This window comes from Sorangium sp. So ce1153 (assembly GCF_051521595.1).
Lineage (GTDB): Bacteria > Myxococcota_A > Polyangia > Polyangiales > Polyangiaceae > Sorangium.
Genome location: NZ_CP150361.1, coordinates 10,015,415 through 10,027,420 on the forward strand (window position 1 = coordinate 10,015,415; position 12,006 = coordinate 10,027,420).

Annotated in this window: 8 protein-coding genes; 4 read left to right on the forward strand and 4 right to left on the reverse strand. The window is 74.7% G+C overall.

Annotated elements, in window-relative coordinates; translation table 11 throughout:
* Positions 1-91: 91 nt before the first annotated feature.
* Both uraH and WME85_RS36110 read right to left on the reverse strand, forming a co-directional pair.
* Positions 92-433, reverse strand: a complete 342-nt coding sequence (uraH, locus tag WME85_RS36105; protein ID WP_437827632.1) for a hydroxyisourate hydrolase — start codon at positions 431-433, stop codon at positions 92-94.
* 57 nt (positions 434-490) lie between these two features.
* Positions 491-1,945, reverse strand: coding sequence for a DUF6986 family protein (locus tag WME85_RS36110; RefSeq protein ID WP_437827633.1), 1,455 nt, complete (start codon positions 1,943-1,945; stop codon positions 491-493).
* A gap of 202 nt (positions 1,946-2,147) precedes the next feature.
* Here WME85_RS36110 and WME85_RS36115 point away from each other — a divergent pair, with 202 nt between their 5' ends.
* Positions 2,148-4,406 carry an alkaline phosphatase D family protein gene (locus tag WME85_RS36115; RefSeq protein ID WP_437827634.1) on the forward strand — a complete coding sequence of 753 codons (2,259 nt, stop codon included), beginning with the start codon at positions 2,148-2,150 and terminating at the stop codon, positions 4,404-4,406.
* A 63-nt stretch (positions 4,407-4,469) separates the two neighbouring features.
* On the opposite strand, the gene WME85_RS36120 is transcribed toward WME85_RS36115, so the two are convergent.
* Entirely contained in the window at positions 4,470-5,726 is a 1,257-nt protein-coding gene (locus WME85_RS36120) for a hypothetical protein (RefSeq protein ID WP_437827635.1), read from the reverse strand.
* Complete coding sequence (locus WME85_RS36125) at positions 5,723-7,744, reverse strand: zinc-ribbon domain-containing protein (protein ID WP_437827636.1); 2,022 nt, start codon at positions 7,742-7,744, stop codon at positions 5,723-5,725. Before WME85_RS36125 ends, WME85_RS36120 begins: the two co-directional genes overlap by 4 nt.
* A 184-nt stretch (positions 7,745-7,928) precedes the next feature.
* Here WME85_RS36125 and hisF point away from each other — a divergent pair, with 184 nt between their 5' ends.
* The 3 genes from hisF to WME85_RS36140 are packed head-to-tail and all read left to right on the forward strand — an operon-like array spanning position 7,929 to position 11,797.
* Positions 7,929-8,741, forward strand: a complete 813-nt coding sequence (gene hisF, locus WME85_RS36130) for an imidazole glycerol phosphate synthase subunit HisF (protein ID WP_437827637.1) — start codon at positions 7,929-7,931, stop codon at positions 8,739-8,741.
* Positions 8,738-11,380, forward strand: a complete 2,643-nt coding sequence (locus WME85_RS36135; protein ID WP_437827638.1) for a hypothetical protein — start codon at positions 8,738-8,740, stop codon at positions 11,378-11,380. Before hisF ends, WME85_RS36135 begins: the two co-directional genes overlap by 4 nt.
* Before the next feature lie 33 nt (positions 11,381-11,413).
* Positions 11,414-11,797: a DUF533 domain-containing protein gene (locus tag WME85_RS36140; protein WP_437827639.1), complete on the forward strand. Its 384-nt coding sequence runs from the start codon at positions 11,414-11,416 to the stop codon at positions 11,795-11,797.
* Positions 11,798-12,006 lie beyond the last annotated feature (209 nt).

A 12,006-nucleotide genomic window follows, 5' to 3' on the forward strand; every position in this document is an offset into this window, starting at 1 on the left:
TGCTCGCGCTCCCGACCGCGCGGCGGGGTGCGGGCGACCTGCTCGCGCCCCCGAACGCTCTGCGGGATGGCGCGCTCGCGCGGGCGCGCGCTCAGCTGCCGCGGTACGTGGTGTAGCCGAAAGGGCTGAGCAGCAGCGGGACGTGATGGTGCTGCGCCGGGTCCCGGACCTCGAAGAGGATCGAGACGCTGGGATAGAAGCTCTCGGCCCCGAACGCCGCGAAATAGGCGCCGGTGTGGAAGGTGAGCCGGTACGTGCCCGGCACCGGGCGCTCGCCCTGCGCGAGCAGGCCTCTCTGCCGGCCGTCGTCGTCGGTCGTGCCGCGGCCGACCTCCCGGTAGCCGCCGCCGTCGCTGACCTCCAGCACCACCAGCACGCCGCTCGCCGGGCGGCCCCGCGACGTGTCCAGCACGTGCGTCGTGATCGCGCTCATCGTTCCTCCCCGGTGCCCAGGCATCCCCGCGGTGCGTTCCGCTTCTGACGGGTCATATCACGCGCTCCGGCGCGTCACGATGGCATGAAACGAGCGCTCCCGGAGCTCGTCCGGCGTCAGGCCGGTCCGGTCCGCCGCCTCGCGCTCCGTCATCGCGCCCGCGCTGATCGCGCGCAGGAAGAAGTTCAGGAGCCCCTGCCCCGTCGCCGCGTCGTCGAACACCGTCCCGGCGACGGTCGCCCGGGCGGCCCGATCGATGAAGCTCCGCAGCCGCCCCGCGGTCGCCTCGACGCCCTCCAGGAAGAAGGCGTAGACCGCCGCGTAGCGCACAGGGAGCTCCGCCGGGTGGAGATCCCAGCCCTGGTAGTAGCCGTTCTCGAGCGCGCGGCGGACATGCCCGTACTTCAGCCGCCACGCGCTCACCACCGCGCGCCGATTGTCGTCCACCTGCTGCGGCGTGAGCGGCGCCCCGCCGGGCCGCGCGCGGTGCGGCGCGACGGGCAGGATGTTGCTCGCGCCGTCGGAGAGCCAGAGCCCCGAGCCGGCCAGCGCGACCTGCATCACGTGCCGCGCGAAGTCGCACGCGGGGTGCGCGAGGTGCTGGTGAGCGGCCGTGATCTCGCAGCTCGCCGTGTAGTCGTAAGCACCGAAGTGCGCCCCCGCGCACCGCCCGCGGGCCGCCTCGACCATCCCGGGCAGCGCGATCTCCCCGCGCGGGCCGAAGATCGAGGCCGTCGTCTCGACCATGAGCTCGATCCGGATCGCGCCGCCCGGCAGGCCGAGCGCGACCTCGAGCGCGTCGAGCGCGTCGGCCAGCGCGGAGACCTGCCCGGGCGCCTCCACCTTCGGCAGCGTCACCGCGAAGGCGGGCGGGAGCGCGCCGCCCGACGCGGCGACGAGCGTGGAGAGGAAGATGTCGAGCGTGCGCAGGCTCCTCTCGGCGCACCCCTCGCCCAGCGACTTGACGCGGATCCCGAGGAACGGGGGCAGGCTGCCCGCGGCCATGCCGAGGGCGACCTCGCGCGCGGCGGCGGCGGCGTGCGCGTCCTCCTCGTGGCCGGGGCGCACGCCGTAGCCGTCCTCGAAATCGATGCGCAGGTCCTCGACGGGCTCGCGGCGGAGCTTGTCCAGCACGCGCGCGTGCACCGCCCGCGCGAGCCGCGCCGGCCCGGCGGCGGGGCCCGCCGGGAGGGCGCCGGCGTCGAGCGCGGCCGCGAGGGCGAGCGCCTCGGCGGGGTGCTCCGGGAGCTCGTCCGCCCCCGGCAAGCCGAGCGCCCGCGCGAAGGCGGCGAAGTCGGGCGCGTGCTCGTCGAGGGCGCCGAGCGCCACCGCCCCGAGCTTGCGGGCCGTGTCGGCCTTGAACAGGTGGGCGCCGCCGTAGACGGTATGGATCGGCTGGCGCGCGTGGCACGACGCGCCGCGGCCGCCGGTGCGGTCGAAAACAGAATGCCCGCTGCGGAGGGGCGAGAGCGCGCCGCGCAGCGCTTCAGGGGAGAGGCTTGTCTGGAACATGGTGTGCTTTCAGCAGGTCGGGCGCACACGAGAGGCCGCCTGACTCGGCACGTCAAGTAGCGCTCGCGCTCGTCGCAGGGAGGCGCCATGCTGCGGCCTGAGCCGCCCCGGCGAGCCCGAGGAGCGCTCGGGCGGGCGGCCCCGGCGCCGCCGTTGCGCGCGCAGCGCTCGGGGTGTATCGGTCGTTGGAGGACTTCAATCGATGATGAGACGTCGAGACTTTCTTCGCGCCACCCTGGTGACCGCTGGCTCGGTGGTCGTGCCGACAGCTTGCTCCGAAGAAGAGGGGATGACCGGCGCGTGCGACGTGAACGAGGACGACACGTTCTTCCCCCAGTCGGTGGCCTCCGGGGACCCGACGCCCGAGAGCGTCGTGCTGTGGACCCGGCTGGTCGACGGCGACGGGAGGACGGATCTCAACCTGGCGCTCGTCGTCGCGCTCGACGAGGCGTTCACCCAGCTGGTGGAGCTCAGGCTGAGCTCCAGCACCGTGGCCGCCACCGGGTCGGGCGGCACGCGGGTCCCCGTGACGGCCAGGGCGGAGTTCGATCACTGCGTCAAGGTCAAGGTGAAGGGCCTGAGCCCCGGGACCACGTACTATTACCGGTTCTACTACACGACTGGAAACGGCTGCTTCAGCTCGCGCGTCGGCCGGACGCGGACGGCGCCGGCGCCCGACGCGGACGTGCCCGTGCGCTTCGCCTTCGTGTCGTGTCAGGACTACGTCGGTCGCTTCTACAACGCCTATGCGGCCCTGGCGCGACAGGAGATCGACTTCGTCGTCCACCTCGGGGACTACATCTACGAGACGACCGGCGAGCCGAGCTCCCAGGCCCCGTCGCAGGAGCGCAAGATCGCCTTCTCCGACGTGGGAGGCGCCATCGCCCTGAAGGCGGATGACATCGAGTTTCACGCCGCGAGGTCGCTCGGCAACTACCGGGAGCTCTACCGGACCTACCGGGCCGACCGGGCGCTCCAGCGGGTGCACGAGCGCTTTCCGATGATCGCCACCTGGAGCGATCACGAGTTCTCCGACGACTGCCACGGCGCGACGGCGACCTACCTCGACGGCCGATATGCAGAGAGGGAGGACGAGGACCGGCGCAAGGCAGCGAACCAGGCCTGGTTCGAGTACATGCCGGTCGACTACCGCGCGGGAGAGGACTTCCAGTACAGCAGCGCAGCCGCGTACCCGGAGGACATCACCATCTACCGGGACTTCACCTTCGGGAAGCACGTCCACCTCGTGATGACGGATCTCCGCTCTTACCGGGCCGATCACCTGATCCCGGAGGACGCGTTCCCGGGGAAGGTCATCGTCAACGACGCGTCGCTCCAGGAAAAATTCGGAGCAGTGAGGCCCCCGTTTGCGAGCCCTTACATCGGCGACATCGACGCCTACAAGGATGGTCTCTACAGGAAGGCGCTGGAGGAGGCCGCAGCCGCGTTCGGATTCGACCCGAGCTTCGGTTACCTGCAGAACGAGAGGCCACGCGTCATCAACGCCATGTTCGTCAACGCGATCGTGGCGAAGCTGAACGAGCAGAGGGAAGAGCCACTGGACCTCATCCCCGAGAGCGAGTACGCCTTCTGGGAGCGCGGGATATCCTACGCCGATCTCGGGAAGACCGATTATTACAGCAAGTTCGGGTCGCGTTACTTCGTGCTCAAGGACCCCTTCGATGCCGTGTCGACTTTCGCCGGGGACGCCCCCGTCATGGGGGACGCGCAGAGCGCGTGGTTCAAGGACACGATCGAGAAGTCCAAGAGCACATGGAAGGTGTGGGGTAACGAGTGCTGCCTTTCGCAGCTCACCATCGACATCGCGTCATCCCTCCCCGCAGATTCGCCGCTCAGACCGCGCTTGTACATGAGCTGTGACGGCTGGGACGGCTTCCGCAAGGAGAGGAACGACGTCCTCGAAACGCTCGCCGCGCAGGATAACGTGGTGACGATCACGGGCGATCTGCACGCCTTCCTCGTAGGGACGCCGGCGGAGGACACCTCCTCCTCGATGAACATCCTGGAGTTCGTCGCGCCCGCGATCTCGTCGGCCACATACCGCTCGCTGCTGCGGAAGCAGGTGGCGGCCCATCCGATACTGAAGGACGTAGCTCAAGCGAAGAACATCGCCGAAGGCATCGAGGATTACCTCGTCGGCAGCACGACGGGCGAGGGTGAGGACATGACGAAGGTCAACCCGCGCCTCGCCTTCTGCAAGGCTGCGGGCAACGGGTTCTGCGTCGCCGAGGCGAACGCCGACGAGTTCGTGGTCACCCTGCACATGCTGCCCGACAGCGCCCTCGCCGCGCCCCTGTACGAGGAAGCCGATGAGGCCGCGCTCAAAAAGCAGATCACGACCGAGCGGTTCAAGACGGTCGCGGGCACGCGCGATCTGTACCGGGAGGTAGGCGGCAAATGGAAGAAGTGGAACCCGGAAGTGGCAGACTGGGACGCCTGATCGGCGGATGACACGGGCCGCCGGCCGCGCGCGGCAGGGCGGCGCCGAGGCGAAGCGCAGCGCTCAGCGCGCCAGCATCACCACGGTGCCGTCGCGGCACGCGACAGCCATCCGCTCCTCGCCGGCGGGGACGACGGCGACCGGGGTGGAGCAGAGGCGCTCGGCGGCGATCGAGACATTGCCGTCTGCCTCGACGACGCCGGCGCGACCACCCGAACGCGCGAAGCCGACGCGACCGGCGCGGTCGATCACGACCGGCGGGCTCGGCTTCGCGTCCACCGGGCCGAGGAGGCCGGACAGCCCGGCGTCGGCCGTGGGGGCGGCCGGAGGTCGGTCGATGGCGACCCGGAGCGCCTCGTCGCCCGCGGCGTTGATCCCGAGGAGCAGCCCGGCGGCGGAGAGGACGACGGCGACGCCCCCGGCGCCGACGGCGGGCGGGCCGTCGAGCGCGCCGAAGGCGCTGCCGGCGCGGACGCCGGTGGTCCCGGTCGGCAGATCCAGCGCGACGAGGCGGCGGCCGTCGACGACCGCGAGCAGCGTGCGGGCGTCGGCCAGCGCGGCGCCGCGGCGCGGGAGGCCGCCGAGCTCGCCGAGCCGCCGAGGCGCGCTCGGCGGGCGCCATGTGAGCACCGCGCCCGACTCGGTGGTCACGAGCGTGCCGTCCGGGCCCGCCAGCAGGGCGCCGGTCGCGCGGTCGGGGAGCTCGGCGCGGGCGCGCACGCTGCCGTCGGCGGCGAGCTCGACGAGCGAGCGCCCCACGGCCGCGACGAGCCCGCCGTCGTCGAGCGCGAGCGGCGTCACGTCGGCGTCGCGCCCGCGGAGGCCGAGGGGGACGGCGAAGCGCACGCCCCCCGCGGGCGTGAGGCCGAGGGCGACGCCGGACGAGGTGATCATCGCGACGGTGCCGTCGCTCGTGATCACGGCGGGCGCGAGCGGCGCGCTGTCGCCGATGCGCACGCGCCAGCGCTCGCGGCCGTCCGCGCCCAGCTTGACGACCTCGGGGATCGTCAGCGTGAGGACGAGATCGCCCTCGGCGTCGGCGAGCGGCGCCGCGTCGATGCCGCCGCGGAGCTGCCGCCGCCAGGCCTCCCGCGCGGGGAACGGCAGCCGCGCCGCGGAGCGGCCGGTGCGGCGCGCGTCGATCCGCTCGCTCGGGGCGAAGCCGCGGGGCGCGCCGACCACGATGGTGTGCGGCCGGCTCGTGTCCACGGCGTCGGCGAAGGCGAGCGGCGCCGCGGCCGGGAGCAGGGCTGCTGCCGCGACCAGGCCCGCCCGAAAGAGGCGGCGCGGCCGGCGCTCTGTCGCGCGCGCGGCGCTCACCTGGCGCCCTTCAGGGTGAACTCGACCGACACCTCGGGGACCGCGGCGCCGTCCGGCGCCGTGAAGGGGGGCGCGACGGTGCCGTAGGCGGTGAGGGTGTCGCCGCGCTGAGCCGGGTTCTCCGCGCCGTGGACGAGCCGGACCTTGCACGCCCCCGGAGCGCCCAGCGCGCCGCCGGGGCCCGCGCTCGCGGCGGTCGCGCCGCCCTCCTTGCAGCCGGAAGCGGGCGACACCGAGAGCAGGAGCAGCGTCGAGTAGCCTTGCCGGCGCGTCTCGAGGACCTCGCCGGTCAGCGCGATCGGCTTGCCGATGTGGTCCTTGCCGCCCGCGGCGAGCTCGGCGTACCCGAGGGGGCTCCGGCCGGCGAACTCCCTGGCGGCCGTCTCGATGCGGTCGACCCGGCGCACCGCGATCTTCGCGATGCGCGGCGCCATGCCCTGCATCTTCGCGCGCACCTCGAACTGGGTCGCGCCCACGGACGAGACGTTCATCACGTGGGCGAACGAGCCGTCGGGGCGAACCGCGATCGGGTGCCCGCCGGCGAGGAGCTGCGCGCCGCGGGCCGTGCGCCCGGCCAGCACGAAGCTCTCCTTGTCGATGACCACGCTCGGGCCAGGCGCCTCGATGGCGAGCGGGACGATGCCGACCGCCACGCTCACCACGCCCTGCTCGCGCGGGCCGTCAGGCGGCGTGACGGTGTACGGCACCTGCCGGGTCAGCGTCTTCGCCTCGTCCGAGAGCTCCGTGATCGACTCGGTGACGTCGATCGACTCGACCGCCCGGCCGCTCGCGAGCGCGACCTCCTTGCCGTCGAGGGCCACCTGCGTGCCCTTGCTCGCCTCGACGACGACCTGGATGGAGGGGCGCTCCCCTTGCAGCGTGCCGAGGTCGGGGCGGATCCGGTAGGCGACGTGGATCGAGACGCCGACCGTCTCGTCGCGCCCGCTCCCGGGGCGGTCGATCGCGACCTTCATCCGGTTCTCGCCGACGGAGAGCGGGCTCGCGAGCGGGATCTGCGCCACGCGGCCGGCGATGGTCGCGCGGCCCTCGCCGATCGAGACCGCCGTGCCGTCCGGGCAGCTGTCGCACCGGAGCTCGATGACCTCGCGGCCGCCGGCGTCGGCGCGGGCGCGCGCGGTGACCGGGGGCGCGCTCGGCCAGAGCAGCGCGAACAGCACGGCGCCGAGCGCGAGCACGCCGCCCGCGGCGACCACGGCGACGGCCCGGCGCGAGGTGCGGGCGCGCTTCCTGGGCGGCGGCGGCCCGAGGCGGTGCTTCAGGCGCTGCGGGTGCATGAGCGCCGGGTTCCGCAGCGCCGGGGCGCGGAAGCGCGCGGGCGCGATCGTCGCGCCGAGCTCGGCGGCCGGCTGGTAGCGCGGGTCGAGCTCGGGCTCCGGCCCGGGGTCGAGCTCGGCCGGGGCGCCGGGCGCGAGCGGCGCGATGCCGGGCCGGGCGACGCCGACCAGCGTGCGGGACGCGGCGGGCGGGAGCGCCGGACCGCGCGCTGCGCCGAGGGCCGGCGCGATCGGCACCGTGTGTTCGAGCGGCGGCATGCCCGGCAACGCGTGGTGCGGCGCTGGGTGGTGCGGCGCGGCGGCGTACGGCGCGGCGGGGTACGGCGCGGCAGGGTACGGCGCGGCAGGGTACGGCGCGGCGGGCGCATCGAGGCGCGCTCCCTGGGCGGCCGGGGTCCCGACGACGAGCGTACCCCCGCCGAGGCGCGGGTCCGGCTGCGCGGGCGCCGCGCCGAACACAGCGGCGGGCATGCCGACGATGGTGCGCGACCCGGCGCCCGGCGCGCCGGCCATGGGCGGCAGCGCGGCCCTGCCGCGGGGCGCGCCGGCCGGCGCTGCCGGGGCGGGCGGCGGCTGCCCGAGCAGATCGGGGAGCGCGACGCCGACCATGGTGCGGGCCACGGGCTTCAGGCCGTGGGGACCCGCGGCTCCCAGCGCAGCGCCGCAGTGCGGGCACGCCATCGAGCCCTCGGGGATCGGTTTCCCGCAATGCGGGCAATGCATGGCGCCATGGTAGCGAGGAACCACGGCGCGGTCAGGCTCCGGGCGTCCGGTCCGCCGTGGCGCCGGCCACGCCACCGGAAACGCCGGCGAGGGAGCGGGCGGGCGCTCCCCACGCCGCCGGCGCCGGCGCCAGCGCGCCGCGCAACAGTTGGCCCGGACGCGGCAGGTACGCTAACGCCGACGTATGCTCGCGAAGCGCATCATCCCGTGCCTCGACGTCAAGGACGGCCGCGTCGTGAAGGGCGTCCGCTTTGTGGGGCTGCGGGACGCCGGCGATCCCGTCGAGGCCGCCCGGCGTTACGACGCCGAGGGCGCGGACGAGATCACGTTCCTCGACATCACCGCGTCGCACGAGAAGCGCGGCATCATCCTGGACGTCGTGGCGCGCACGGCGGACGTGCTGTTCACGCCACTCACGGTCGGCGGCGGCGTCCGGTCCGAGCAGGACATCGAGGCGCTCCTCCACGCGGGGGCGGACAAGGTGGCGATCAACACGGCCGCGGTGAACGATCCCGACCTCGTGCGGCGCGCCGCGGACCGGTGGGGCACCCAGGCGATCGTGGTGGCGATCGACGCGCGCCGGATCGCGGATCCGTCGCGCGTGGCCTGGACGGTGGTGACCCACGGCGGCCGGCGGGACACGGGGCGCGACGCGGTCGCGTGGGCGGAGGAGATCGCGCGCGCGGGCGCGGGGGAGCTGCTCATCACGAGCATGGACCGCGACGGCACGCGGGACGGGTACGACCTCCTGCTGACAGCCGCCATCGCGCGGGCCGTGCCGGTCCCGGTGATCGCGTCGGGCGGCGTCGGGACGCTGGATCACCTGCGAGCGGGCCTCGTCGAGGGCGGCGCGGACGCCGCGCTCGCGGCGTCGATCTTCCACGACGGCGAGTACACGATCGGCGAGGCGAAGGCGTACCTCGAGGCGGCGGGCGTGCCGGTCAGGCCGGCGCGCGCGGGCAGGTCGAGCGACGCGGCGGCGCGGGGGCGCTCGTGAGCGCGTGCGTCACGCTGGATGAGGTCCTCGCGGCGGCGCACGCGCGGTGCGCCTCGCTGGTGCCGGAGACGTCGGGGTACCTGGCGCTGGCGGTCGGCGACGCGACGTCGCGGCTGCCGCTCCGGCTCGACGAGCGCGCGGTGCTGCTCACGACCGAGGGCACGGTCACGGTGCGCTCGCGCGGCGAGCCGGTGGCGCCCGCCGAGGCGGCGCGGCTCCTGCGCGACCTGCTCGCGCGGCTGCTCGCCGCGTCCGCGGGCAGCATGCCGAACCTCGCGGCGACGGCGCGCCCGCGCCCCAGGACGGAGCAGGACCCGGATGCGGTCGCGCGAGAGCTCGAGGCCGCGCTGATCCCGGTGAACCGCAACGCCGCGCGGCGCGCGCTGGCGCGGCTCGCCCGCGAGACGCTGCGCGCCAGGGAGGCCGGCCGGCTGAAGCGCGCGCGGGCGGAGGTCCAGGCGGCGCCGCTGGCGCCAGCGGCGAGCGAGCAGCCGGCGGCGAGCGAGCAGCCGGTGCGACCGGCGTGCGCCGCGGCTGCGCCGCGCGGCGAGGTCGGCGGTGCGCGGCGCGGGGAGGTCGCGGCTGCGCCGCTCGCGCCAGCCGTCGTGGAGCTCACCCTCAGCCCTGGGCCGGTTGCTCCGGCGATCGTGGAGCTGACGCTCAGCCCCGGGCTTGTCGCATGCGAGACGGCGGGGCCGACACTCCCGGCCCCCGCGCTCGGCGGCGGCCCTGACGAGATCGCGGCCAGAGCCGCGGTGGTCGAGCCGTCTTCCGAGGTCGCGCCGGCGCCTGCGCGCGCGGCGCATCCCGGCGACCAGGCCGAGGCTTTCCCGGAGCCGACGCCCACGGTGGTGCAGGCGTTGGTCGAGATCGAGACGGCGGCGGCGCTGGTGGAGATCCCGGTCGTCCCGGAGCTCGTCGAGCCTGCGCGAACGGTCGCGCGCGTGGTGCCGGTCGCGCCCAGCGCGCCGGCGATCGTGCCTGCCGAGGCGCGCGCCATGCCCGCGCCGTCGCCTGCCGACGGCGCAGCGTGCCGGGAAGCGCTCACGAGCCCCGAGGGCATCGAGGCGCTCCTCATCGAGCCCTCCCCGGACCCCACGGAAGTCGTGTCGCTTCCGCAGGAGCCGACGCCCTCCGAGTCGATCCTGGTCGAGCTCTCCCCGGACCCCGCCAGCGTCGCGCCGCTCCCGCAGGAGCCGACGCCCTCCGAGTCGATCCTCGTCGAGCTCTCCCCGGATCCCACCGGCGTCGTACCGCTCTCGCAGGAGCCGACACCGACCGTCGCCACCGCCGTCTGGGAAGAGAGGGTGGCGGCCGAGAGCGCCGCTGTCACCAGCGTGACGGAAGCGACTGCCGACGTCCTCGACGCGGCCAGCTCCGCGCCTGCCGACGTGGTCGCCGCAGCCACCGAGGCGCCTGCCGACGTGGTCGACGCAGTCACCGAGGCGCCTGCCGACGTGGTCGACGCAGCCGCTGATGCGATCGACGCAGCTGCCGACGCGTCCGCCGACTTCATCGACGCAGCCACGGAGGCGCCTGAGGACATCGTCGACGCAGCCGCCGACTTCATCGACGCAGCCCCCGACGCGCCTGCCGACTTCATCGACGCAGCCACGGAGGCGCCTGAGGACATCGTCGACGCAGCCGCCGACTTCATCGACGCAGCCCCCGACGCGCCTGCCGACTTCATCGACGCAGCCCCCGACGCGCCCGCCGGCATCCCCTGCAGCCCCCCGGACGCTGCCGAGGCCGCGCGCGCGCCCGCCATCCACTTCCTGCTCGCGGCGGAAGCCGCGCTCCAGGTCACCCCAGCCTACGGCGGCTGGCCCCTCGTCCACCGCCGCGACGCCGCCGCGGTGTCCGTCGGTCCTCGAGCGAGCGTCGCCCCGCTCGAGGAAACGCCGGCCGCGCGGCACACGCTGCCCTGGCCGCTCCCGGCGCAGCGCGGCGACGACGCACCGGCCTCGGCAGCCCCCGCGACCCATACAGCTGCGCCGGCGCCGACCGAGGCCTCGCCGTCAGCGCAGGCCGAGGCCACGACGGCCGCCCACGCCGGCGCGACGCCAGCCGACGCGGAGCCGGCGGAAGAGCCGTGCCCGGCGGGCCTGAGCCCCATCGACGCGATCGTGTGGAGCGCCTCGCGGCGATCCCGGAGCGCGCGCCCCCCGGCGGACGGCGCCGGCACGTCCCGGGTCGACGAGCTCGTCGCGCGCTTCGCTGCGCAGTCGGAGCACAGCGCGCAACGACGCGCCGCGCGCAGCATGAAGGCGCTCGCGGGCCTCGACCTCACCCTCACGCCGCCCCCTGTCGCGACCCTCTCCGCGACCGTCGCGCGCGCGCTCCCGGACGCGCGCTCGCCCCTCGCCGAGGCGAGGCGCCCCGTTCCGTCCGAGGTCCCCGCGCCCGACGCCGGGCAGGTCGCGCTGGACGAAAGCAGCAGGCCGCCTGCGCCCCTGGTGACCCCGCGCCGCAAGGGCTTCTCCTTGTGGCTCGCGCTCGTCGCGCTCGCCCTGCTCTGCGCCGTGCTCGTCGGGACGCTGCGGCCCGAGCTCTTCGCCTCGCTCGCGGAGCCGCTCGCACGCGGCGCGCTCCGCGCCGTGCCGCGCGCCGAGGCGAGGACGCCGCCCCCTCACGATTGACGTTGCCCCGGCGGAGCGACGACACTCGTCGCCATGCAAGAGCAGAGCATGGCGATCGTGAAATCGCTCGTGAGCGTGGCGTGGGCGGACGGCGAGTTCCACGACGCCGAACGCGAGATGGTGGAGGGGCTGATCGCGGCGTTCGAGGCGAGCGAGGAGCAGGCCAGCGAGATCCGCGCCTACGCCGCCGAGCGGAGGACCCTGGACGACGTGCCCCTCGACGAGCTCGGCGGCGAGGACCGCCGCGCGCTCCTCCAGCACGCGGTGCTGCTCACCTTCGTCGACGGCGAGCAGCACGACGCGGAGAAGCAGTACATCGATGCGCTGTGCAAGAAGCTCGAGCTCCCCGAGATCGAGTCCGAGCAGATCATCAAGTCCGCGGAGGCCCGCGCCCGGCGCCTCCTCACGTTGCTCTGACGCCGCGGCGGCGGCGCACGCGCGCCGCGGACCACGCCGCTGCCCGTGCTCCTATCGCGAGCTCAGCGAACCGGTAGCAACCGTCCTCGTGGGCAGCCGCTCGCTGCTCGGCGCGATCGAACGGTCGAGGGCGCTCCTCCGCTCGCCGTGGACGCCGCCGCGACCTTGGACAGCCCTCGCTCCCACGCGATGTTGCAGCGCCGTCGCGT